Annotated in this window: 23 protein-coding genes; 5 read left to right on the top strand and 18 right to left on the bottom strand. The window is 71.4% G+C overall.

Annotated features, from left to right (window positions below):
• Positions 1-41: 41 nt before the first annotated feature.
• The 8 genes from J2S22_RS01270 to J2S22_RS01305 all read right to left on the bottom strand — a co-directional run bounded on the left by J2S22_RS01270 (position 42) and on the right by J2S22_RS01305 (position 7,847).
• Entirely contained in the window at positions 42-1,244 is a 1,203-nt protein-coding gene (locus tag J2S22_RS01270) for a phosphopentomutase (protein ID WP_272776331.1), read from the bottom strand.
• 162 nt (positions 1,245-1,406) lie between these two features.
• A complete protein-coding gene (locus J2S22_RS01275; protein WP_272776330.1) occupies positions 1,407-2,339 on the bottom strand; it encodes a glycoside hydrolase 5 family protein in 933 nt (310 codons plus the stop codon).
• The gene (locus tag J2S22_RS01280; RefSeq protein WP_272776329.1) at positions 2,336-3,139 is read right to left on the bottom strand and encodes a TIGR04290 family methyltransferase; all 804 of its coding nucleotides are present in this window, start codon (positions 3,137-3,139) and stop codon (positions 2,336-2,338) included. Before J2S22_RS01280 ends, J2S22_RS01275 begins: the two co-directional genes overlap by 4 nt.
• Entirely contained in the window at positions 3,136-3,933 is a 798-nt protein-coding gene (locus J2S22_RS01285; protein WP_272776328.1) for a sugar phosphate nucleotidyltransferase, read from the bottom strand. Before J2S22_RS01285 ends, J2S22_RS01280 begins: the two co-directional genes overlap by 4 nt.
• A 2-nt stretch (positions 3,934-3,935) precedes the next feature.
• Entirely contained in the window at positions 3,936-5,063 is a 1,128-nt protein-coding gene (locus J2S22_RS01290; protein WP_272776327.1) for a CgeB family protein, read from the bottom strand.
• Positions 5,060-5,659: a histidine phosphatase family protein gene (locus J2S22_RS01295; protein ID WP_272776326.1), complete on the bottom strand. Its 600-nt coding sequence runs from the start codon at positions 5,657-5,659 to the stop codon at positions 5,060-5,062. The genes J2S22_RS01290 and J2S22_RS01295 overlap by 4 nt, the downstream gene beginning before the upstream one ends.
• A gap of 18 nt (positions 5,660-5,677) precedes the next feature.
• On the bottom strand, positions 5,678-6,766 hold the full coding sequence (locus tag J2S22_RS01300) for an inositol-3-phosphate synthase (RefSeq protein WP_272776325.1): 1,089 nt from the start codon (positions 6,764-6,766) through the stop codon (positions 5,678-5,680).
• 88 nt (positions 6,767-6,854) lie between these two features.
• Positions 6,855-7,847, bottom strand: coding sequence for a glycosyltransferase family protein (locus J2S22_RS01305; RefSeq protein WP_272776324.1), 993 nt, complete (start codon positions 7,845-7,847; stop codon positions 6,855-6,857).
• Positions 7,848-7,971: 124 nt separating this feature from the next.
• On the opposite strand from J2S22_RS01305, the gene J2S22_RS01310 reads away from it, so the two are divergent.
• On the top strand, positions 7,972-8,253 hold the full coding sequence (locus J2S22_RS01310) for a hypothetical protein (protein WP_272776323.1): 282 nt from the start codon (positions 7,972-7,974) through the stop codon (positions 8,251-8,253).
• Positions 8,250-8,579 carry a hypothetical protein gene (locus J2S22_RS01315; RefSeq protein ID WP_272776322.1) on the top strand — a complete coding sequence of 110 codons (330 nt, stop codon included), beginning with the start codon at positions 8,250-8,252 and terminating at the stop codon, positions 8,577-8,579. Before J2S22_RS01310 ends, J2S22_RS01315 begins: the two co-directional genes overlap by 4 nt.
• 167 nt (positions 8,580-8,746) lie before the next feature.
• On the opposite strand, the gene J2S22_RS01320 is transcribed toward J2S22_RS01315, so the two are convergent.
• The 3 genes from J2S22_RS01320 to J2S22_RS01330 all read right to left on the bottom strand — a co-directional run bounded on the left by J2S22_RS01320 (position 8,747) and on the right by J2S22_RS01330 (position 13,188).
• Positions 8,747-8,950 (bottom strand): hypothetical protein, encoded by a 204-nt coding sequence (locus J2S22_RS01320; RefSeq protein WP_272776321.1) that lies wholly within the window; start codon positions 8,948-8,950, stop codon positions 8,747-8,749.
• 131 nt (positions 8,951-9,081) lie between these two features.
• Positions 9,082-9,564, bottom strand: a complete 483-nt coding sequence (locus J2S22_RS01325; RefSeq protein WP_272776320.1) for an MgtC/SapB family protein — start codon at positions 9,562-9,564, stop codon at positions 9,082-9,084.
• A gap of 108 nt (positions 9,565-9,672) precedes the next feature.
• Positions 9,673-13,188 carry an FAD-dependent oxidoreductase gene (locus J2S22_RS01330; RefSeq protein ID WP_272776319.1) on the bottom strand — a complete coding sequence of 1,172 codons (3,516 nt, stop codon included), beginning with the start codon at positions 13,186-13,188 and terminating at the stop codon, positions 9,673-9,675.
• 477 nt (positions 13,189-13,665) lie between these two features.
• Between J2S22_RS01330 and J2S22_RS01335 the strand changes: the two genes are divergently transcribed.
• Positions 13,666-14,442 carry a GntR family transcriptional regulator gene (locus tag J2S22_RS01335; protein ID WP_272776318.1) on the top strand — a complete coding sequence of 259 codons (777 nt, stop codon included), beginning with the start codon at positions 13,666-13,668 and terminating at the stop codon, positions 14,440-14,442.
• 166 nt (positions 14,443-14,608) lie between these two features.
• Here J2S22_RS01335 and J2S22_RS01340 read toward each other — a convergent pair whose 3' ends face one another.
• The 5 genes from J2S22_RS01340 to J2S22_RS01360 form a co-directional block, all read right to left on the bottom strand.
• A complete protein-coding gene (locus J2S22_RS01340; protein WP_272776317.1) occupies positions 14,609-14,767 on the bottom strand; it encodes a hypothetical protein in 159 nt (52 codons plus the stop codon).
• 215 nt (positions 14,768-14,982) lie between these two features.
• Complete coding sequence (locus J2S22_RS01345) at positions 14,983-15,885, bottom strand: 3-hydroxyacyl-CoA dehydrogenase family protein (RefSeq protein ID WP_272776316.1); 903 nt, start codon at positions 15,883-15,885, stop codon at positions 14,983-14,985.
• A gap of 112 nt (positions 15,886-15,997) precedes the next feature.
• Positions 15,998-16,294 (bottom strand): ArsR/SmtB family transcription factor, encoded by a 297-nt coding sequence (locus tag J2S22_RS01350; RefSeq protein ID WP_272776436.1) that lies wholly within the window; start codon positions 16,292-16,294, stop codon positions 15,998-16,000.
• A gap of 340 nt (positions 16,295-16,634) precedes the next feature.
• Positions 16,635-16,820, bottom strand: a complete 186-nt coding sequence (locus J2S22_RS01355) for a hypothetical protein (RefSeq protein WP_272776315.1) — start codon at positions 16,818-16,820, stop codon at positions 16,635-16,637.
• 82 nt (positions 16,821-16,902) lie between these two features.
• Complete coding sequence (locus tag J2S22_RS01360; RefSeq protein ID WP_272776314.1) at positions 16,903-17,481, bottom strand: HPF/RaiA family ribosome-associated protein; 579 nt, start codon at positions 17,479-17,481, stop codon at positions 16,903-16,905.
• A gap of 207 nt (positions 17,482-17,688) precedes the next feature.
• On the opposite strand from J2S22_RS01360, the gene J2S22_RS01365 reads away from it, so the two are divergent.
• Positions 17,689-18,774: a DNA topoisomerase IB gene (locus J2S22_RS01365; RefSeq protein WP_272776313.1), complete on the top strand. Its 1,086-nt coding sequence runs from the start codon at positions 17,689-17,691 to the stop codon at positions 18,772-18,774.
• Between the two features lie 207 nt (positions 18,775-18,981).
• Here the strand turns inward: J2S22_RS01365 and J2S22_RS01370 are convergent, their stop codons facing one another.
• Both J2S22_RS01370 and J2S22_RS01375 read right to left on the bottom strand, forming a co-directional pair.
• Positions 18,982-19,284, bottom strand: a complete 303-nt coding sequence (locus tag J2S22_RS01370) for a hypothetical protein (protein WP_272776312.1) — start codon at positions 19,282-19,284, stop codon at positions 18,982-18,984.
• Between the two features lie 252 nt (positions 19,285-19,536).
• The gene (locus J2S22_RS01375) at positions 19,537-20,010 is read right to left on the bottom strand and encodes a hypothetical protein (RefSeq protein WP_272776311.1); all 474 of its coding nucleotides are present in this window, start codon (positions 20,008-20,010) and stop codon (positions 19,537-19,539) included.
• Between the two features lie 588 nt (positions 20,011-20,598).
• Here J2S22_RS01375 and J2S22_RS01380 point away from each other — a divergent pair.
• Positions 20,599-21,372, top strand: coding sequence for a Crp/Fnr family transcriptional regulator (locus J2S22_RS01380; RefSeq protein ID WP_272776310.1), 774 nt, complete (start codon positions 20,599-20,601; stop codon positions 21,370-21,372).
• Positions 21,373-21,516: the final 144 nt, after the last annotated feature.

Raw genomic sequence — 21,516 nt, forward strand, 5'->3', positions numbered from 1 at the left:
CCGGCACGGTGGAGAACCCCACCACGGTGTGGACGACCTGATCAGATCGCAGGTCGCCAGCCGATCGCGAGATGCCGCGTCACCATCGCGGCGATGGCGGCGTAGGACGGCATCCGGCCGAGCGGCGCCGTGCCGGCGCCGTATGTCAGCACCGGAACCTGCTCGCGGGTGTGATCGGTGCCGGGCCAGGTCGGGTCGCAGCCGTGGTCGGCCGTGATCACGACGAGGTCGCCGGTGCGCAGCCGTGCGAAGAGCTCCGGAAGGCGGCGGTCGAAGGCCTCGAGCGCGGCGGCGTAGCCGGCGACGTCGCGGCGGTGGCCGTAGAGGCTGTCGAAGTCGATGAAGTTGGCGAACAGCAGGCCGCCGTCGGCGAGGGCGTCGGCGCCGTCGAGCGTGCGGTCGAGCAGCGCCGCGTTGCCGCTCGCCGGCCATTCGCGGCCGGTGCTCCGGTGCGCGAAGATGTCGCCGATCTTGCCGACCGTGATCACGTCGCGGCCGGCGGCCTCGGCCGCGTCGAGCATGGTCGCGGCGGGCGGCGGCACCGCGAGGTCCTTGCGGTTGCCGGTGCGCACGAAGCCGTCCCGCGTCGCCCCGGTGAAGGGCCGTGCGATCACCCGGCCGACGGTCAGCGGGTCGACGAGGCGGCGGGCGACGCGGCACACCGCGTAGAGACGGTCGAGCCCGAACGCCTCCTCGTGCGCGGCGATCTGGAAGACGCTGTCGGCCGAGGTGTAGCAGATCGGCCTGCCGGTGCGGACGTGCTCCTCGCCGAGCGCCGCGATGATCTCGGTGCCCGACGCATGGCAGTCGCCCAGGATGCCGGGAAGATCCGCCTCGCGACACAGGGCGGCGACGAGGTCCGGCGGGAAGCTCGGCATGGTCTTCGGGAAGTAGCCCCAGTCGAACGTCACCGGGCAGCCGGCGATCTCCCAGTGGCCGGACGGCGTGTCCTTGCCGCGCGAGGTCTCGGCGGCGCAGCCGAATCCGCCGGCCGGCGTACCGCCGTCCGCCAGTCCGGGCGGCACCCGGCCGGTGGCGAGCCGGCAGGCTTCGCCGAGGCCGAGCCGCGCCAGGTTCGGCAGCGCCAGCGGCCCGGTCCGCAGGCCGGGGCGATCCGCGGCGCCGCGCGCGCAGGCCTCGGCGATGTGGCCGACCGTGTCGGCGCCGGCGTCGCCGTAGCGGGCGGCGTCCGGTGCGCCGCCGATGCCGACCGAATCCAGGACCAGGACGAAGGCGCGGGGCATGGGCTCCTCGGGCAGGCGGACGCGGCCGGCAGGCTCGCCGCGTGCGTCCGTCGGATCAGCATACACCGACCCGGCCGGCGGAAGGCCTCGGTGCCGCGGAAGGGCCGGCGCCGCCCGGCGGGGTCGGGCGGTCCGTCCGGGCCGCCGCCGGAGACCGGCCGCTCAGCCGGCCGGGCAGGCGACGAGGGCCGGGCGCGACGGGCTGCGATGGGCGGCGTAGCGCGCGATCATGGCGGCGCAGAAGTCGGCGAAGGCGCGCGGGTCGCGCGGCGCGCTGGTGTGGTGCGGGGCGAGGCCGAGATGCTCGGGCGTGAAGCAGAACGTGACGGTCACGTCGAAGTCGGCGAGCGCCTCCATCTGGCGGTCGAACCAGGCGAGCGCGTCGGGGCGGAAGCTGTCGGCCCAGGACAGGCCGGTGCGCAGATAGGTGACGCCGAGCCGCTTCATCCAGGCGACGGCGTCGTCGAGGCGGTGGTCCTGATAGTGGAACCACTGGCACAGGCCGAGCGCCGGCGTGTGGCGGGCGAAGCGCTCGACCGCGAGCTTGGGCGTGCCGTCCTCGCGCAGCAGGCCCATGTCGAAATGCCGGTAGTAGGACGAGCCCTCCGCCTCCTTGTGGCGCGTCGTCGCCGGCCAGGCGCGCGGCAGGTCGTAGAGGCTGTACCAGTGGATGCGCGGGGCCTTGCCGATCAGCAGCTCGGCGGTGCGGTCGACCCCGAAGACCTGCACCTCCTCGGCTCCGAAGGTGGAGACGCCGACCTCCGATACCCAGATCGGCTTCGACGTGACGGCGCGGATCTCGTCGATCTTGCGCGGCCATTCGTTAATGGTCCACAGGTTCCAGTCGAGCGGGAAGCCGTGCACGGCGAGGACGTCGACGTGATCCATCACGCCGCGCTCGGTGAGGTTCTCGATGAAGCTCGGGTCGATCGGCGAGATGCCGCCGAGCACGCGCGGCAGCGTCGGATCGACGGCCGCGACGGCCTTCCCGGCCAGGATCGCCATCTCGGCGAATCTGCTCCAGTCGGGGTCGATCTCCGGATCCCAGTGCGACTTGTTGTTGGGCTCGTTCCAGATCATCGCGGCTTCGATCATGACGGCTCCGGTGCGGTGACGGTCAGGCGCTCCGACGCCGCGCCCGCGTCCGGCGTCGCGCAGCGGCACAGATAGACCTCGGGCTCGGGGTGGGCCGCGACGGCGAAGCCGGCGCTGCGCAGCATCGCCTCGACGCAGGCGCGGTTGGGGATCCACCAGTTGGTCGGGTCGCCGGCGTAGCGCTTCTCGACGAAATGCAGCTTCGGCCAGTCGGGCCGGTCGAACAGGTCCGTCTGCCAGAAGTCGTAGTCGTCGGCCGCCTCGTGCACGGCGGTGCTGCCGCGCTGCATCGACTGGAAGAGCAGGAGGTCGCGGGCGACGTGGGTGCGGATCAGGTCGAGCGCCAGCAGCGGGTGGCGCAGGTGATAGAGCACGCCCATGAAGATCACGAGGTCGAAGGTCTCGCCGATGGCGCCGACCTCGTAGACCGACAGCCGGCGGAACTCGACGTCGGCGTCGCACACCTCGGCGGCGAAGCGGGCCTGCGCCAGGTAGTCCTCGTCGGAGTCGATGCCGAGCACCCGCGCGGCGCCGCGACGCTTCATCTCGATGGAATAGAAGCCGCCGTTGCAGCCGATGTCGAGCACGCTCTTGCCGGCGAGGTCGGCCGGCACGGCATGCGCGAAGCCCTTCCACTTCACGGCCGGATAGTCGCCGAGGAAATGGTCGGGCGCGGTCCTCACCCCGCCGAGATCGAGATTGTGGAACCAGGGCCCGAGCGCGCGGACCCGGGCCGCGATCGCCTCCGGGGTCAGCCGGGTCCGGGCGCGGATCGCCGTCGTCGATGCGGGTGGGGTCATGGGAGGCGCGCCTCGCTGCTGCGGTCGCCCGCGATCCGCAAGCCGAGCGGGGGGGCCATGTGCTCCGGCGAGATGCCGTCGCTCAGCATGCCGACCGCGGCCCGGTAGCCATGGACCGTGCCGACGTCGACATAGGCGGTGCCGGCCTTGATCCCCACGGCGCGGCCGCCGGCGGCGAGCCAGGCGTTGACCAGCGTGCCGACATACTCGTCGCCGCGGCCCGGCCGGCGCCACAGGGCGGCGAGCTCGTGGAACACCCGGCCCGGCATCTTGAAGGCGCCCCAGATCCAGCGCGAGCGCACCTCGCTCTGCTTGACGCGGATCTCCTTCACCCGATCGGCGCCGTCGAGCTCGACGGCGTCGAACAGCTCCGGCCGCTCGACCGGGAACAGCAGGAACGAGAGCTGGTCGTCGGGCAGCGTGGCGAGCGCATCGGCCGGGAACCAGACGGTGTCGGGAAGGCCCACCACGACGGGCTCGTCGGCGGCGATCAGCGGGGCGGGCCGGAAGATCGCGTCGCACAGGCCGACCGGCCGCGGCTGCACCATGTAGGCGATGTCGGCCGGCCCGTACGCCGCGCCGTAGTATTCCATGATGTCCGACTTGCCCGGCGAGATGACGAAGCAGATCTTGGTCGCGCCGCCTAGGATCATCCGCTCGACCAGGTACTCGCTGACGGCGCAGGGCCGCTCGCCGGTCTCGTGCGGGCGGCTGCCGACCGGCAGCAGCTCCTTGGAAAAGGCGAGCGGCTGAATTCGGCTGCCGCGGCCGGCGGCCGGCACGATGCCCCACATGGTCAGGTCTCCCAGGCGCGCGACGGGACGGTGTCGTCCGGTCTCGGGGCCGTCGCGACGCCCGGCGCGGCCGTGGTCTCGATCAGGTGCTCGAAGGCGATGGCGCGGTGCATCGAGGTGTGGGCGGAGAGCACGCGCTCGCGCGCGGCGCGGCCGATCCCGGCGATTTCGGCGTCGGAGAGATCGAGCGCGGCGTCGATGTCGGGCGAGTTGCGGGCGACCAGCACCTCGGCGCCCGGCGTGAAGAAGCTCTCGAGCCCGTCCCAGTCGTCCGTCACCAGGGCGGTGCCGCAGGCGGCGGCCTCGAACAGCCGGCCCGAGGGACACCAGCCCATCGTCGCCATCGCCCTGCGGGTGATGTTGAGGGTGAGGCGCGACGACGAGAAGAAGGCCGGATGCTCGGACGGGGGCAGGTGGCGCACGAACCAGATGTTGTCGCCCCAGGGGAACTCCTGCGGATACTGCGCCCCACCGATGAGAAAGCGCTTGTTGCGCCGCCGCGCTGCCGGCTGCACCAGGAACGCGTCCAGGGCGGCCTGCCGGTCCTGCGCATAGGTCCCGAGATAGGAGAGGTCGGCGACATAGTGCGACACCGGCGGCACCCGGTGGTGCACGCGCGGATCGACGTGGCCGTAGAGCGGCGCGGTGCGCCGCGCCCCCAGCCGGGTGATCAGCTCATCGAGCGCCCGCCCGCCCGTGTAGCTCAGCACCAGGTCGAAGCCGGCGAGGCCGTCGGCCGGCAGATAGGGCACGTGCTCGCCCTCGCGCAGGGTGGCGAGCGTGACGGGGGTGTCGAGATCGTAGAAGACCTTCACGGGCCGCGCCGCGTCGAGCACCAGCGCCGCCGCGTCCGGCCCGTCCGGGCAGTACGAGGTGACGATGGCGACGTCGGCGTCGATCAGCGCCCGGTCGACCCGGGCGGCCTCCTCGGCGAGGTCGCGATAGAGCACCAGCTCGCCGTCCGGCAGCGCGGTCAGGTCGCGGTTGGTGGCGTACCACGGCACGTCGCGCTCGAAGAACACGACCTGGTGCCCGCGTGCCGCGAGCGCCGCGATCAGCCCGCGCCACAGCGTCGCGTGCCCGTTTCCCCACGACGACGAGACGGTGAGGCCGAACACCACGATCTTCATGCCGCCACCCGCTCGTTGAGGGCCAGGATCCTGGCGCCCCACGCGCCCACCACCAGCGTGCTGATGCCGGCCGGGCTCACCTCGATACGGTCGTAGGCATCGAGCTCCAGGCCGAGATAGTGCAGCAGCGCGGCCCTGATCACGTCGCCGTGGCTGACCGCGGCGATGCGGCCCTCCGGATGGGCCCGGGCCAGGTGATCGAGCACGCGGACGGCGCGCTCCTGCACCTCGCGCATGCTCTCGCCGCCGGGCGTGCGGGCCCGCGCGCGCTGCTCGTTCCACACCCGCCAGCGCGGGTCGCGGCCGATCTCCTCGAAGCTGCGGCCGGTCCACTCGCCGACGTCGATCTCGTCGAGGTCGGGCGCGAGGGTGACGACGGTGCGGGCCGCCGCGGCGATCGGATTCGCCGTCTCCTGGGCCCGCTCGCGCGGGCTGGAATGGACGGCGGTGAGCTCCTCGCGGGCGAGGCGCGCCGCGAGCGTCCGCGCCTGCCGCCTGCCGTCGTCGGAAAGCCCGATGCGGGGCGTGCGCCCGACGAGGACGCGATCGAGAAGGCCGTGCGCGGCGTGGCGGACCAGGAAGAAGGTCGTTGTCATCGCAGCACCGTCCGGTGGTCAGGCCTCACCGGCGATGAAGCGTTCGAGGCGGGCGTGCGCCTCGTGGTCGGTGAACTGGACGGGCGGCGACTTCATGAACCAGCTGGACGGCCCCTCCAGCGCGCCGCCGATGCCGCGGTCGAGCGCCAGCCGGGCGCAGCGCACCGCGTCGATCACGACGCCGGCGGAGTTCGGCGAATCCCACACCTCGAGCTTGAGCTCGAGATTGAGCGGGGCGCCGCCGAACCCCATGCCCTCCATCCGGATATGCGCCCATTTTCGGTCCTCGAGCCATGGCACGTGATCGCTCGGACCGATATGGATGTCGCCGGGCGCCAGCGGCATGTCGAGCTGGCTCGACACCGCACGGGTCTTGGAGATCTTCTTGGAGTCGAGCCGCTCGCGCTCCAGCATGGTCTTGAAGTCGGAGTTGCCGCCGAAATTGAGCTGATAGGTGCGGGCGAGGCGGACGCCGCGCTCACCGAACAGGTTGGCGAGCACGCGGTGCACGATTGTCGCCCCGACCTGGCTCTTGATGTCGTCGCCGATCAGCGGCACGCCGCGGGCGGCGAAGCGGCGGCGCCACGCCTCGTCCGAGGCGATGAACACCGGAATGCAGTTGACGAAGGCACAGCCGGCGTCGAGGGCGTGCTCGGCGTAGTACTCGGTCGCCTTCTGGGACCCGACGGGCAGGTAGGACACCAGCACGTCGGTGCGGGTCTCCCGCAGGATCCGCCCGATGTCGGCCTCGGGCTCCGGCGATTCCGGCACGTCCTCGGTCAGCCAGCGGCCGATGCCGTCGAGGGTGCGGCCGCGCGCCACCGTGACGCCGAGCGGCGCCGGGGTCGCGAACCGAATGGTGTTGTTGGGCGAGGCGAAGATCGCCTCGGCGACGTCGCGGCCGACCTTGTGGGCGTTGACGTCGAAGGCGGCGGAGATCTCCACGTCGCGTACCCGGTAGCCGCCGAGATCCGGATGCATCAGCCCCGGTACCGGCTCGTTCTCGTGCGCGTCGCGGTAATGGGTGAGGCCCTGGACGAGGGCGGAGGCGCAGTTTCCGACACCGACGATGCCGACGCGGACGCTCGGTGATGCGGCACTCGTCATCGGTTCGTCCGGCTCATTGTGTCTTCCACTTCGTGTGTCTTCCACTCGGTTCTGTGTCCGCCGCGCCCTGTCGGCGGTGCGCACGAACCTAAGTACGTTTCGCCAACGTCTGCTCGGAACGATGGTTCCCGGAGCGCTCGTCGGGGTCGTCCAGCAGCGTCTCGAGCCGGGCGAGCACGTCCGCCCAGCCGCCGTCCGGCGGCATCCGCACGAGCCGCATGGTCGGGTACCACGGTGTGTCGTCGCGCCCGCGCATCCAGCGCCAGTCGCAGTCGTCGCGGAGCAGCGTCACGCAGGGAAGCCCGAGCGCGCCGGCGAGATGCGCCGGCATGGTGTCGACCGAGACGATCAGGTCGAGTGCGCGCATGCGGTTCGCCGTGACGACGACGTCGTCGCTGCCGATGTCGCGCGCCGGCAGGGCGGCGAGATCGTCGGCCGCGAGGCCGCGCTGCAGGACGAGGGGCTCGATGCCGCGGCGGGCGAGGCGCGCGAACAGGGCCGCCATCGCGTCGGTCGCGATCGAGCGCTCCGGATCCCAGCCGCCCGCCTTCCAGACGAAGCCGATGCGCCTCGGCCGCGGCGCACGCGCTTCGGCGGAGCGGGCGCTGCGCAGGCACGCAGTCGTCCGCTGCGGAAACAGGTAGGGCACCGGCCCGAGCGTCGCGGGCGTCACCCGCAGCGCATGGGCGAGCTCCATGATCTCGATGTCGACGTCGTAGCCGACGTCCGGGGTGCCGTCGTGCAGCGGCAGCACGACATCGACGCCGGAGGCGGTCGCGACGAGCGGCAGCAGCGCGGGCTGCACCCACACGGCGACATGCGCGGCGATCCTGCGCAGCGGCGCGGCGAAGCGGATGAACTGCAGCGTGTCGCCGAGGCCGTGATAGCAGCGCACCAGCACGCGGCGTCGCGCCAGCGGCGCCCCGCTCCAGACGAACTGGCGGTGCCGCGGCCAGTGCCAGCAGGTGTCGCCGCGCGCGCGACGCTCGGCGAGCACGCCGTCGCTGATCGACCAGGCGGCGGAGAAGTCGCCGCGCCGCATCGCCGCCATCCACGCATCGCCGCTCCACAGCCCGTCCATTCGGCTCCTTTCGCCGGTATCGCCGTGATCCGGATGGGCGTGGAACACGCGAGGGCGCCCGGCGGTTTCCGAACGGATGCGGCGGCCGAGTGCCGCCGGAACCGGCAGGACCCAGGAGGAGCCGATGTCGCAGGGCAAGACGACCACCGATCACGAGGCCATCCGCAAATGGGTGGAGGAGCGCGGCGGGCATCCGGCCACCGTCAAGGGCACCGAGACGGGCGGCGAGCACGCCGGCATCCTTCGGGTCGACTTCGATCCCAAGGAGGAGAAGCTCGACACGCTGAGCTGGGACGAGTTCTTCGAGAAGTTCGAGGAGGCCGATCTCGCCTTCCTGCACCAGGACAAGACCGCCGACGGCAAGGTGTCGCGCTTCCACAAGTTCGTCAGCCGGTCGCAGCAATGAACGAGGCGGCGCTGCACGACCTGCTCGCCCGCGCCTACAATCTGATCGCCGCCGCGCTGCGCGACGACAGGCCGGACTTCGACCGCGTCATGGACGCGGTCGGCCGGCTGCTCGATCCCAAGGGGCCGTTCAACACCCCGACCATGACGCTGTCGCTGCCGCCCTCGGTCGACCGCGCGATCCTCGATCTGCGCGGCGTGATGGAGCGGTTCCGCGATGCCAGCGCGGAGTCGACCGAGGAGGCGGTGCGCGAGATCTGGTCGGTGCTGAGCCGGCCCGAGGTGGTGAAGGCGCTGAAGGAGCGGGAGGCGTTCAAGACCGGGTGAGCGGGACGCGTGCGCCGTCGGTTCGGAGCCCGCATGCTGATCGTAGCCCGCAGGCAGCCCGCAGGGCGGAATGCGGGAACGGCATCGCGTCCTGGCTACCCGCGCGGATCCCCGCATCCCGCTGGCGCTTCATGCGGGCGACGAGCAGGGTCGGGAGGCCGCTCGCCTCATCCGTCGAGCACGGCCCGGAGCTCGCGCAGGTCGACCTCGTCGACCACGGGGGCGAGCTCGTCGAGCCGGAGCTCCAGGTGGGCGGCGATCTCCCGGGCGAGGTCGTGATGTCCCCGCCGGGCGGTGTCCGCCAGCACGATGCCCATCCCGAGAAGGGTCGCGGAGTGGACCGTGCCGGTCATGTCGGTGACGGTACGCATCGGTCAGTTTCCCCTCGGCGAAGCATCATACCACCCAGAGGATAATCCTTCGCTTACGGGCCTTCGCGTAGGGAAAACGCCGGGGCCGCGGAGCGCCCGTCCGGGGCGGCGGACCGACCCGGACGTGCCGGTCAGGCGGGGGGCCGTTCGGAGCTGTCGGTCCCGTTCTCGACCGGCCGGCCGAACCGCGCCCGCAGCGCCTTCTCGATCGGGCCGCCGGCGACCAGCACGAAGAAGAACAGCGGCACCGCGATGGCGATGACCGGCCAGGCGGCGACCGCGCAGGCGGCGCCGAGGCTCGCCGTCACCCAGATGCAGGCGGCCGTGGTGAGGCCGCGCACCCGGGCGTCGCCGGAGCCGCGCACGATCACGCCGGCGCCGAGAAAGCCGATGCCGGTCAGGATGCCCTGGACGACGCGGCTGACCGCGTTGAGGCCGTCGCCGCGGCCGACCGTCGGGTCGATCACGGCCATCACGGCGAGCGCCGCGCCGAGCCCGACGAGGCCGAGGGTGCGCATGCCGGTCGGCTTGCCGTGCAGGTCGCGGTTGAGCCCCAGCACCATCCCGATGACGGTGGCGGCGGCGAGCCGCAGGGCGATGTCGGTCCAGTCCATGATCGCTGTTCTCGATTCACCAGGCGCATCTGCCTGCGCTCTGCTCCTCTCCCCGCGCGCGGGGAGAGGGAGAACCGGCTCCGTGCCACGGGGGAAGCAACGGTGTCGTCACCCCGCGATGGGCCCGCGAAGGTCGAGGCGGCGCAGGGCGCGGTCGATCCACTGCCTGGTCAGCTTCTCCTGCGTGCCGTTCTGGGACAGGCGGCCGCGCAGGTTGGCGAAGTCGACGCGGTCGAGCTCCTGGTCCTGGTTGGCGCAGGAGAACACCACGGTCTCGGTGCCGGTCGCCGGGTCCCGGTGGACCTGCAGGCACTGGGCGCAGATCTCCTTCATCATGCACTGCATCGGCGAGTTGATCGAGCCGATCGCCTTGTGGCCGGGCTTGAGATGCGCGGCCAGCATGCCGTGGCGGGCGCGGGCGACCGCCGCCATCATGCCGTCGGAGCCGATGGCGACGACCCGGTCGACATCGCCGAGATCGATCGGCTGGTCGCCGAGGGCGCCGGTCGCGTAGGCCTCCAGCGCCGCCACCATGTTGCCGACGAAGGCCTTGTCCTGCGGCCGCTCGGGCGAGAAGCCGGGCGCCTCGTCGCAGCACCAGACGATGGCGTCGGCGGCGCGCTCGATCTCGGCCACCTTGTAGCGGTCGCGGATCTGCTTGTAGCCGGCGAAGTAGAGGACCCTGCCGCCGCGGGCCCGCGCCGCCTCGCCGATCGAGAACAAGACGGCGTTGCCGAGGCCGCCGCCGATCAGCAGCACGGTCTCGCCCGGCTCGATCTCGGTGGGGGCGCCGGTCGGGCCCATCAGGATCACCGGCTCGCCGGGGCGCAGCGTCGCGCAGAGATCCGACGAGCCGCCCATCTCCAGCACGATGGTGGCCAGCAGGCCCTGGTCGCGGTCGACCCAGGCGCCGGTGAGGGCGAGACCCTCCATCGCGAGCGCGGTGCCGTCCACCCGGGTCGCGAAGGTCTCGTAGTTCTGCAGGCGATAGAACTGGCCGGGCTCGAAGGCGCGGGCCGCCGCCGGCGCCTCGACCACCACCTCGACGATGGTCGGGGTGAGGCGGTTGACGGCATGGATGGTCGCCCGCAGCTCGCGGTCGAGCCCCTGGTACAGCGCGGCGCGGTCGGCCGGCACGGTGTCGAGCTTCGCCAGCAGGCGCGCCACCACGGGAAAGCCCTGCTTGGCGCTCGCCATCGCCTTCACGACATTGCCGGCGAAGGAGGGGTGCAGGTCGCCGAAGAAGCTGACGGCGCGGCCGTCGGCCCGGATGTCGGTCAGCACATGGGCGACGGACGGCTTGGCGATGCGCTCGGGGCTGACGGTCCCGCCGCCTTCGTCGCGCGCGCGAAAATACTTGCCGTCGAGCGCCATGGCGGCGTCCTCGCGGGCCAGCGTGGTGTTCGGCTGGGTGCCGGCCGCGACCACGATGGTGCGGGCCGGCAGCGTCACCTCCGCCTCGCCGGGCACGTCGCCCTGCCGCTGGAGCTTGAGCGCGCGGGCGTGGCCGTAATTGTCGAGCAGCACCTCGGTCGGGGAGAGGCGCTCGGCGAACCCGATGCCTTCCTCCATCGCCTTGGCGATCTCCTCGTGATTGAGCGTGTAGCTCGGCGCCTCGACCATGCGGCGTCGATAGGCGACGGTGACGCCGCCCCACGATCGCACCAGGTCGGCGAGCCGCGGCGGCCGCCCGTCGCGCGCCGCCGCCTCGCGCTCCGTCCTGATCGCGCGGGCATGCGCGATGAACTCGTCGGCGACGATGGTCTCGGCCTCGCTCCACAGGGCGCGCACCTGCGCCTCGCTGCGCTCCGCCGCGAGCGCCTCGTAGCGGGCCAGGAACTTCTCCACCTGCAGCGGGTAGTAGGCGAGCGCCTCGGTCGCCGTGTCGATCGCCGTGAGGCCGCCGCCGATGACGACCACGGGCAGGCGGATCTGCAGGTTGGCGATGCTGTCGGGTTTCGCCGCGCCGGTGAGCTGCAGCGCCATCAGGAAGTCGGAGGCCTGGCGCACGCCGGTGGCGAGGCCGTTCTTCATGTCGACCACGGTCGGCTTGCCGGCGCCGGTGCACAGGGCGACGTGATCGAAGCCGCGGGCGAAGGCGTCGTCGATCGTCAGCGTGCCGCCGAACCGGATGCCGCCGAACATCTTGAACTGGCGGCGCCGCTCCAGCAGCAGGCGGATCAGCTTCAGGTAGTTCTTGTTCCAGCGTACCGTGATACCGTACTCGGCGACGCCGCCGAAGCCGGCCATCACGCGGGTGCCGAGATTCTCCTCCAGCTCGGCGAGGTCGCGGACCGGCCGGAACGGCACGCGCGCGCCCGACATCTCGACGCCTGAGAGGGCGGGATCGAGCGGCTCGATCTTCAGCCCGTCCACCGCGACGACGCCGTGGCCGTCGTTCATCAGGTGGTGGGCGAGGGTGAAGCCGGCCGGGCCGAGGCCGACCACCAGCACGCTGCGGCCGCTGTCGGGCTTGGGCAGCGGGCGGCGCAGGTTCAGCGGGTTCCAGCGGGTCAGCAGCGAGTAGATCTCGAAGCCCCACGGCAGCGCCAGCACGTCCTTGAGGGCGCGGGTCTCGACCTGCGGGATGTCGACCGGATCCTGCTTCTGGTAGATGCAGGACTTCATGCAGTCGTTGCAGATACGGTGGCCGGTCGCCGCGCACATCGGGTTGTCGATGGTGACGATCGCCAGCGCGCCGATCGTGTGGCCGCCGGCCTTCACCAGATTCATCTCGGAGATCTTCTCTTCCAGCGGACAGCCGGCGAGCGGCACGCCGAACTCGTTGCGGCGGAAGCCGCCGGCCTTCTCCTTGAGGCCGCGGGAGCAGCTGTCCTTGCCCTGGTTGTGGCACCAGATGCAGTAATTGGCGTGATCGAGCGCGCCGGTGAGATCGGTGCCGCAGTCGGTGAGGGCGAATCCCTCGCGGAAGCGGCGGTGGTCGTCGGAGAGCTTGAACATGGTCACGCCGTCGACCACCTCGGTCTCCACCGGCACGAGCCGCATCGGGTCGATCTTGCCGGGCGCCTTGAACAGCACGCCGCCCCGATGGCGGTGCTGTCCTGCCTCGGTGTGCAGCGCCCAGGCGGCGTAGCGGGCGGCGAGGTCCAGCACCTCGGCGTGCTCGGCCTCGGTCTCGAAGATCGGCGCCACCAGGGTGGCGAAACGCAGCTCGTCGAACGGTCCGCCCATCACCTCCTCGAGGGCGCGGGCGAGGGCGTCGCCGTCGAACGCGGCGGCCGCCGCCGGTCCGTACTTCTTGGCGGCGCGGCGCTGCACGAACAGGCGCTTCACGGTGTAGAGCGGGGCGAGGGCGTGGTGGCGCGCCTGCAGGTCCCGCACCTCGGCGCCGATGCCGAACAGGTCGGCCAGGAAGTCCTCGACATGCGGGGCGAGGGCGACGAGCAGCTCGGACTCCTCCTTGGCGGCGAGCGTGTCGGCCGCCGCCCGTGCCACCATCAGCCGGTCGTGCAGCGCAGCGTCGGCCGCGGCCAGCCAGGCCACGAAGGCGGCGTCCAGGCGCACCAAGCCGTCGCGCGCGTAGAGGTCGGCGAAGCCGAGCCCGTGCGCCAAGTGGAGCGGGTCGGCGGCGGGCGACGGGGACGCGGGGAGGGCGGAACTCACGACAGAATCGATCGGCGAAGTCATGTCGGAAGGCTGTCCTGGATCTGCGATCTGCCGCCCGGCGCGGCGCTGCTCGGTTCTGAAAGCGGAACGAGGCTTGTAGCACGAATCGGCGGAGGCCGAACCGCCGCCGCGCCACCGGCCGGGGCGGCCGCCGGGCGGCGGAACGGTGGCGGAACGCCCAGCGGAACGCCCGGAAAAGCCGCTTTCTCGATGGTCGACCACGGTCTTTTACTACCCCCGTGATAGGACTAATGGCGCGCCCCGGGAATTAGGTGTCTAAGTCGTTTGCCGAGCAGGCGCGCTCTCGCGCCTGCAGCTGGTCCCGGTCGCGGCAGCTGCCGTCCGTCGGCAAGATCGAGGACGCGTCCGGGCGATGTAGCGATGAGAACCGCGCGGCCGAGGCCGGCGCCCGGACATGCCGTGCATGCGTCGGGCGAGCTTCCGTCACGTCGGTCGAGCCTGTCAGGTCGTGCCATGACCGATTCCGAATTGTCCTTCGACGTTCCGGCGCTCGTTTCGCTGTCGCGCCAGATCGAGCAGCATCTCGAGCGCCTCATCGTGCAGGGCACGCTGAAAAGCGGCCAGCGCCTGTCGGAGCCCGACATCGCCAAGCGCTTCCACACCAGCCGCTCGCCGGTGCGGGAAGCGCTGCGGCGGCTGGAGCAGGTCGGCCTCGTGGTGATCGAGCCGCGCCGCGGTGCCTCGGTGAAGGCGCCGAACGAGCGGGACATCGCCGACATGCTGGCGATCCGCGAGGCGCTCGAGGGCATGGCGGCCCGGCTCGCGGCGGAGCGTGCCGAGCCCGAGGACATCGCGCGGCTGGAATCCTGCGCGGCCGATCCGGCCGTCACCGACGCCGAGCCCACGCTGGCGCTGGTCGAGTTTCACGACGCGCTGGCGCAGGCCGCCAAGAACCCCGCCCTGCAGACGATGCTGCGCGGCTCGCTGAACCTGTTCCGCATGGTGCGGATGCGGCCGGCCGATCATCACGCCCGCAAGGCCCGGGCGGCCGATGAGCACGCGGCGATCCTCGCTGCGATCGTGGCGCGCGATCCGGACGCGGCCGAGGAGGCGGCGCGGCGCCACATCCGCACGATGCGCAAGCAGCTGCTCGGCGCGGCGCCGGTGCCGGCGTCCACCGACGCGCCGGACGCGGCGCCGCTCGAGGGCGCGGAGCTGCGCCGGGCGGCGCCCCGGCGGTCGCCCCGGCCGGGCCCGCTCGAGAACGGCCGGGACGAGCTCGCCGAATGACATGACGGTCGAAGCCGGCGGAACGATCGAGGCCGGCGGACGGCGCGGGGCACCGCGCCCGCCCGTGCATGCGGGCGCCTGAACGCGCGCGCCTGAAGACGGCGACGCTGAACCGCCGTCGCGCCGGGCCGGGCACGGACCGGCGGACGCGGCGTGCGGCGCGCCCTCAGCCGCTGGTCAGGCGGTCCTCGATGTCGTTGGCGACCTCCTCGCAGACCGCCGCCAGCTCGATCAGCTCCTTGCGGACGAAGTCGTCGCCGGCCTTCTCGGCGAGCTCGCGGTACTTCACCGCCTGATCGCGCAGATAGTCCTCGATCACGTCCATGCGAAGATCACGTCCATGCGAACGCCCTCCGTTCGGCCTGACCACGGATCGGCGACGGTGCGCACGCGGCCGAGCATGGCCGCGGCACTTCGGCGGGCCGTCTCCCGCATCGTACACGCATGGTAACAGCGCGAGTGTGCGCCACGCTTGACCGGTGTCAAGCCGGCGTCGCCCGGACCGGAGCGTCGTCCGATGGGCTGCGGCGCGGCGCCGCGTCAGCGCTCGCGCGGGCCGACCAGCGTCCGGTTCAGCCGTTCGCGCACCGCCTCGGCCTCCTCCGGCGTCCACCGCCGGAAGCCCTCGCCGGTCTTCATGCCGAGCTTGCCCTCGGCGACCTTCCGGCGGAGGAAGTCGCTCGCCGCGGCGGAGCGGTCGAGATGCGGCACGAGCGTCTCCTGGATGTCGAGCGTCAGGTCCAGCCCGACCAGGTCGCTCTGCTCCAGCGGACCGAGCACGGCGAGCCGGGCGCCGAAGCCGCTCTTCACCACCATGTCGATGGTCGCCGCATCGGCGACGCCAGCGGCCAGGAGGGCGATCGCCTCGCGCTTGAGGGCGTGCTGCAGGCGGTTGCCGATGAAGCCCGGAATGTCGCGGCGCACGTGCACGGGCTGCTTTCCGACGTCGCGCAGCACCGCCATGGTGGTCGCGACCGTCGCGTCGCTGGTCCATTCGGTCTGGATCACCTCGACCAGCGGCACGAGATGCGGCGGGTTCCAGAAGTGGGTGCCGACGACGCGGTCGCGATGCCGCAGGTGCCGGCCGATCTCGGTGCTCGGGATGGCCGAGGAGTTGCTGGCCAGGATGGTCTCGGGCGCGACCACGGCTTCCAGCTCGGCGAACAGGGCACGCTTGAGATCGAGCTTCTCGGGCGCCGCCTCGAACACCACGGCGCTGCCGGCGGCGGCCGGTGCGAGACGATCGTGGATCGCGATCGCATCGAGGACGCCGTGATCGCGACCGACGAGGTCGGCGATGCAGCCGAGCCGGTCCGGCAGACCGGCGCGCACCGCCTCGGTCGGCTCGAAGATGCGGACCGGATGGCCGGACGCCGCGAACAGCCAGGCGATGCCGTGGCCCATGAGGCCGCCGCCTACGACGGCGATGATCGGTTTCGTCACGTCGTCCCCCCGGGATCGAGAAACAGCGCAGCGAAGCATGCTCCCGCGCGTGGGGCGAGAGCCGGGCGAAAGCCATCGGTCGGCGTTTCGCGAAGCCGTCGGGCGAAGCGGATCAGCGGCCGCGGCGCGGCGGCTTGCAGAAGGACTTGTGCAGGGCCGCGATGATCTCGCGGACCTCGGGGCGGGCGAGCGAATAGTAGACGTTCTTGCCGTCGCGGCGGGTCTCGACCAGATCGTCGGCGCGCAGCCGCGCGAGCTGCTGCGACACGGCGGGCTGGCGCAGCTTGACGGTCTGCTCGATCTCGCTCACCGACTTCTCGCCCTCGGTCAGCATGCAGAGAATGACCAGCCGGGCCTCGTGCGACAGCGCTTTCAGGAATTCACTGGCCTCGCGGGCGTTGGCCCGCATGGTGCCGAAGTCGACCGCGGTGCTGGAGGCGCTGCGCGTCCGGCGGCCGACGGGGGTCTGAAGGTTCATGGGCGGTCCTGTCTCGGATGACCTTGTTTCGGAGGTCCGTGGCGAGCCGCCGGCCGAAGTCGTCGTTTCGACGAGGTCGTCGTTTCGAAGTCGTCCCCCGTTGCGACCATGCATCGAAGACGCCGGCCGCCGCGGTTTCTGCAGCGCAACCATCGATTCAGATATCACGCTCGGCAGGATTTGTCAGCGCATGCCGCGACGTCGCCGCCCCGGCATGCACGGTCGGCCGGGGCGTGCCGTCGGTGGCGGCGGAGCCGGAGCGGCGCCGCCGTCAGTCGTTCTGACCGCCGGCCGGGCGGCGGCCGGTCGGCGCCACCTGGTCCTGGTGCCCGGTCTGCTGCGATCGCTGGCCCGGCTCCTTCCACGGCTCGTTCGTGCCCTGCTGGCCGTGCTTGTCGCGCTTCTTGGAGTCTTTCTCGGGATCGTTCCCAGCGGGGCCGTCGGGTCGGTTCGTCACGGGCAGGCGTCCTCGACAGTGTCGGCTGCGGTTCGGCGCGCGCTCGCGCGCCGGGGCTCGTCGCCGCCACTGTCGCGCGGCCTCACTCGGCCGCCTTCACCCGCACCTTGGTGGCGACCGGGCCCGTGTCGCCAACGCCCTCGACATAATAAAGTTCGTCGCCGCGTCCGAGCGCGTCGAAGTCGCCGGCCAGCACGCTGTTGCGGTGGAAGTAGAGCAGGCTGCCTTCCGACGTGACCAGATAGCCGAAGTCCTGGTCGGGCTGCACCTCGGCGACCTGGCCGAGGCGCTGGTTCTGGGCGTCGCTGTAGATCGCCTTGGTCTTGCCCTGGCGCTGCTCCTTGAGGCCGACGAGCTGGCGTTCCGCGATCCGGAACGCCTCGTTGATCGCCTTCTGCAGGTCGGGGCGCTGGTACTTGCGCTGCAGATGCTCGGGCTCGTGACTCACGACGAGGTCGGCGCGGCCCGGAATCCCGATCTCGATGCGCACGACCGGGGGGATCGAGGTGCCGTTCGACTTGGCCCGCTGATCGACCCGGACCCGGCAGGACGTGATCCGGTCGAACAGGCGCTCCAGCTCCGAGATGCGGTTGCGGATCATCGTCTCCGCCCAGTCGGCCGAGTCGATGTTGTGGAAAGCGATCTCGACAGGAACTTGCATTGGTCACCTGACAGCGCGGTGAGGATGAACGGAAGGGCGAGTCACAATGCCTGAATGTAGGCATTCCGGCGCGGGAATTCCAGGACGGGCGGGCCGGCGCCGCCCGCCGCGGGCCGGACGCGGCGGGTCGGGCGGGACGCGGCCCGGAACCAGGATGGCGCGGCCGGGATTGATTTTTCGCTAAGAACAAGAACCGGAACCTCCCCCATGCTCCACTCCTCCGCCGCGTCCGCGGCCGCGCCGGCATCCCGTGCCGCCGCCGGCTCCCGTCCTCGCACCGATCGTCTGGCCGGCAAGCTGAAGCTCGTGCGCGTGGAGGCCGACAGCCTGTCGATCCGCCGCGTTCGCCGCGGCCGGGGCTTTTCCTACATATCGGAAAACGGCGATCCGATCCGGGATCCGGACGCGCTCGCCCGCTTCGCCGCGCTGGCGGTGCCGCCGGCCTATACCGACGTGCGCTTCGCCGCCGATCCGCGCGCCCACATCCAGGCGATCGGCCGCGACGAGGCCGGGCGGACGCAGTACCGCTATCATCCCGACTGGGTGCAGGTGCGCGAGCGCCGCAAGGCACAGCGCCTGCTGCGCCTCGTCGAGCGGCTGCCGGTGGTGCGCCGCGCCGTGACCCGGCACCTCGCGACTGAGACGCCGGACCGGTCCTTTACGCTCGCCTGCGCCATCGAGCTGATCGCCTGCACGGCGATCCGGGCCGGTGACGAGGCCTATGCGCGCCAGCGCGGCACCCGCGGCGCGGCGACGCTCCTGAAGTCCAACGTGCGGGTCGAAGGCGACACCGTGGTGCTGTCGTTCCGGGCCAAGGGCGGCAAGGAGGTGCGCAAGGCGGTCGCCGCGCCGCGCCTGACGGCGGCGGTGACCAAGCTGCTCGCGGTGCCCGGCCGCCGGCTGTTCCAGTACCGCGACGACGAGGGCGCGATCCGGATCGTGCGGCGGCAGGACATCAACGTGTTCCTGCAGGACATCGCCGGCGACCGCATCTCGCTGAAGGACTTCCGCACCCTGTGCGCCTCCGCCATGGTGCTGGAGACGCTGGCCCGCACCGTGCCGGCGCCGACCCCCCGCGGCCGCCGCCGGCAGGTCCTGGAGGCGGTGCGCCAGGCGGCGGACAGCCTCACCAACACCCCGGCGATCTGCCGTAGGAGCTACGTGCACGAGACGGTGGTCACCGCCTTCGAGACCGGCGTGCTGGAGGGCTTTTCGGCGACCGTGAGGCAGTGCCGCACCGCGACCCGGCGCGAGCAGCTGGTCGCCCAGGTGCTGGCCGGCATGGTGACGTGAGGTTGCGGCCGGATCGGCCCGACCTCGACCGCTGCCGCCGTATCGCTGTCGAACGTATTCCTGTCGACCGCGTCCCTCTGGACGGCGGTCCTGTGGACGGCGTCGCGCTGTGCGATGGCGCCGTGGACGATGGTGCTTTGGACGATGGTGCTTTGGACGATGTCGCTGTGGAAAGACGGCGCCGTGGAAAGGACCGCCGCCTGCGGCTCAGCCGTGCGCCTGCTCGGCGATGATGTTGATGCGCTCGGCCGGAATGAGGCCGAAGAGCTTCCGCGCGATGGTGCCCTTCACCCGGTGGACGGGCAGGGTGCCGTCCGTGCGCCACACGGTGACCTTCGGCGTGAGCCGGCCGTCGCGGCCGTTCCAGCTCACGAGATACTCGGAAATCAGGCCCTTTTTCTTGATCGTCTCGAGGAAGCGGACGATCTCGTCGTGTCCGTGAAGCTGCTGCTCTTGTACGAACATGGAGGGCTCGCTCGCCAACATCGTGCCGTGATCCATCATCAGCACACCACAGTTTCGCAGACGCGCAAAGTCATTTTCGCACCCGCGAATTTTTTTCCATCTTGTGCCAGAGGCGTGATGCCGAAGCGGAAGGCAATCGCGCACGGAAAGGACTGCGGCACCGTTGTTCGGTGCTCTCCATGCATCAACGTTCGAGGCGTGGAATCGTTCGGGGTGCGGCGCAACAATACGGGGTCGCCGGGTGTATCCCGGCGACCTGTCTCGTGAAACGCGAATGGGCCAGGACGCCTGCGGGCGTCAGACCACGGCGCGGTCGGACGGCGTCGCAGCAGGCTCGGCGGGCGTCTCGGCCGTGGCCTCGATTGTCGGCCCCGCATGCTCGTGATGGTGCTCGTGCTCCGATCCGCCGACGCCGGCCGGGAGCTGGAGCACGGTCGCGATCTGGCCTTCGCACAGGCGGGTCAGCAGGACGACCTGTCCGCTCGGGAACTCGAGGGCGTCATGGTGCTCGTAGGGGTTGTCCATGTTGATCTGGCGGAACCGGGCGACCCGCTCCTTCAGCTTCCGGCTCGGGAAGAAGCCGAGAGCGTGATCGCATTCGACCTCGCGGTCGAAGGCGAGCTCGGTGCCGGGCAGGATGCAGACCGCCACGTTCGGCACCCCGACCTCGGAGAACCCGCGGGTGATCGAGTTGTTGAACTTGGTGGTCACCAGCTGATCGCCGACCTTCGCGGCACGCGTCGCGACGTGTTGCAGGCTGTAGTCGCACATCGATGGTCACTCCTTCGAGGCTTGCGGGCGGCCTTGCGGCGCTCGCCCGCGCGGGGGTCCGATCCGACGGACCAGGATGCTTCGGCATCGATGGCGGCCGTCGATCGGCGCGGCCGGCCGGCTGTCCGGATCAAACCGGTACAGCCTCCTGCAAACGAAAGCGGGGGCGTGCACCGGCGTTCCCGACGCAAAAAAATATCTCAAGCTTGCCATGGGTTAATGAAAGAGCGTTTTACTTTCTCGGACAACGTACTCGGCGAGCCGATCGCGTGTTCGTGATCGCGTTGTTCGAGTCTTTCTAGAAATCGCGGGGCCCCGGCTCCGGTTCCTCGGTAGGGAGACTTGGTCGATATGCCGACACAACTCGGTGAACACGCGTCTCGATCGGTGGGCGGCGCGGCGCCGACATGATTTGCTCGTCTTTGGGCGAAACCCTGGGTGGGACGCCGGGCGGACCGCACCGAGCCTCGTCGCCGCGCCGCGGAACGCCGCCGCCGACCGCCCGTTCCACCAGGGTCGCTCCGCCGGGAGGTGATGCCCCGGCCGGACCGGGCGCTTCGGCGCGAGGAGGGATGAAGCAGAGCGACGATGAAGCAGAGCGACATGGCCATCGGTGCGGGCAGTCTTCGCGCGGTCGACCGCAGGCCGCACGAGTTCCTGTGGCGGCGCCTGTCGGGCTTCGCGGCCCTGTCCGACCAGGAGCGCTCGATGGTGCGACAGAGCTGCGCGGCGCCCGGCGAGGTGAGGGCCGGGGTCGAGCTCTATGTCGAGGGCGAGCCGCTGGCCAAGCCCGGCGCACTGCTGGCCGGCTGGGCCTGCCGGTTGCGGATGCTCTCCGACGGCCGTCGCCAGATCTTCGACTTCCTGCTCCCGGGGGACCTGTTCGGCCATCCGCTCGGGGCGGCGCCGGTCGCCACCACCTCGGCCGTGACCCTGACCCCGGTGTCGATCGCCGGCACCGGCTGCCTGTGGGAGATGGCGCGCGAGCCCGACCGCTTCCCGGGCCTGGCCTGCGCCTGGGCGGTCGCCCAGGCCCGCCAGGAGGCCTGCCTGCTCGACCACGTGGTCCGGCTCGGCCGCCAGACCGCCTACGAGCGCATCGCCCATCTGCTGGTCGAGCTCGGCCACCGGCTCGACGAGATCGGTTTCCCGCTCGGCTCCTTCGTGCCGATGCCGCTCACCCAGGAGGTGATGGCGGACGCGCTCGGGTTGAGTGTGGTCCACGTCAATCGCACGCTCCAGCAGCTCAAGCGTGAGCGGCTGATCGAGACCCGGGCCGCCTCGGTGCGGCTGATCGAGCCCCGGGCGCTCGCCGAGATCGCCGATTTCCGCCCGCCACGCCGCCTCCCGGTGTCCGGCTGAGGCCGCGTCCGGCGCCGTGCGGGGCAGTCCGGCCCCGCCGAAGAGGCGCTTGCCCGCTCCCGGCCGTCCCCCTACGATCCGCGCCAATTTTCAACGGGCGGAAAGCTTTTCCAGGAGGACAGTGCCCATGCGTTGCGAGACCCG

It is taken from the genome of Rhodoplanes tepidamans (genome assembly GCF_030813915.1).
Classification (GTDB): Bacteria; Pseudomonadota; Alphaproteobacteria; order Rhizobiales; family Xanthobacteraceae; genus Rhodoplanes; species Rhodoplanes tepidamans.

Coding starts and splice junctions, on each gene's coding strand:
- J2S22_RS01270 (WP_272776331.1), bottom strand. CDS start 1,244: ATGCCCCGCGCCTTCGTCCTGGTCCTGGATTCGGTCGGCATCGGCGGC.
- J2S22_RS01275 (WP_272776330.1), bottom strand. CDS start 2,339: ATGATCGAAGCCGCGATGATCTGGAACGAGCCCAACAACAAGTCGCAC.
- J2S22_RS01280 (WP_272776329.1), bottom strand. CDS start 3,139: ATGACCCCACCCGCATCGACGACGGCGATCCGCGCCCGGACCCGGCTG.
- J2S22_RS01285 (WP_272776328.1), bottom strand. CDS start 3,933: ATGTGGGGCATCGTGCCGGCCGCCGGCCGCGGCAGCCGAATTCAGCCG.
- J2S22_RS01290 (WP_272776327.1), bottom strand. CDS start 5,063: ATGAAGATCGTGGTGTTCGGCCTCACCGTCTCGTCGTCGTGGGGAAAC.
- J2S22_RS01295 (WP_272776326.1), bottom strand. CDS start 5,659: ATGACAACGACCTTCTTCCTGGTCCGCCACGCCGCGCACGGCCTTCTC.
- J2S22_RS01300 (WP_272776325.1), bottom strand. CDS start 6,766: ATGACGAGTGCCGCATCACCGAGCGTCCGCGTCGGCATCGTCGGTGTC.
- J2S22_RS01305 (WP_272776324.1), bottom strand. CDS start 7,847: ATGGACGGGCTGTGGAGCGGCGATGCGTGGATGGCGGCGATGCGGCGC.
- J2S22_RS01310 (WP_272776323.1), top strand. CDS start 7,972: ATGTCGCAGGGCAAGACGACCACCGATCACGAGGCCATCCGCAAATGG.
- J2S22_RS01315 (WP_272776322.1), top strand. CDS start 8,250: ATGAACGAGGCGGCGCTGCACGACCTGCTCGCCCGCGCCTACAATCTG.
- J2S22_RS01320 (WP_272776321.1), bottom strand. CDS start 8,950: ATGCGTACCGTCACCGACATGACCGGCACGGTCCACTCCGCGACCCTT.
- J2S22_RS01325 (WP_272776320.1), bottom strand. CDS start 9,564: ATGGACTGGACCGACATCGCCCTGCGGCTCGCCGCCGCCACCGTCATC.
- J2S22_RS01335 (WP_272776318.1), top strand. CDS start 13,666: ATGACCGATTCCGAATTGTCCTTCGACGTTCCGGCGCTCGTTTCGCTG.
- J2S22_RS01340 (WP_272776317.1), bottom strand. CDS start 14,767: ATGGACGTGATCGAGGACTATCTGCGCGATCAGGCGGTGAAGTACCGC.
- J2S22_RS01350 (WP_272776436.1), bottom strand. CDS start 16,294: ATGCGGGCCAACGCCCGCGAGGCCAGTGAATTCCTGAAAGCGCTGTCG.
- J2S22_RS01360 (WP_272776314.1), bottom strand. CDS start 17,481: ATGCAAGTTCCTGTCGAGATCGCTTTCCACAACATCGACTCGGCCGAC.
- J2S22_RS01365 (WP_272776313.1), top strand. CDS start 17,689: ATGCTCCACTCCTCCGCCGCGTCCGCGGCCGCGCCGGCATCCCGTGCC.
- J2S22_RS01375 (WP_272776311.1), bottom strand. CDS start 20,010: ATGTGCGACTACAGCCTGCAACACGTCGCGACGCGTGCCGCGAAGGTC.
- J2S22_RS01380 (WP_272776310.1), top strand. CDS start 20,599: ATGAAGCAGAGCGACATGGCCATCGGTGCGGGCAGTCTTCGCGCGGTC.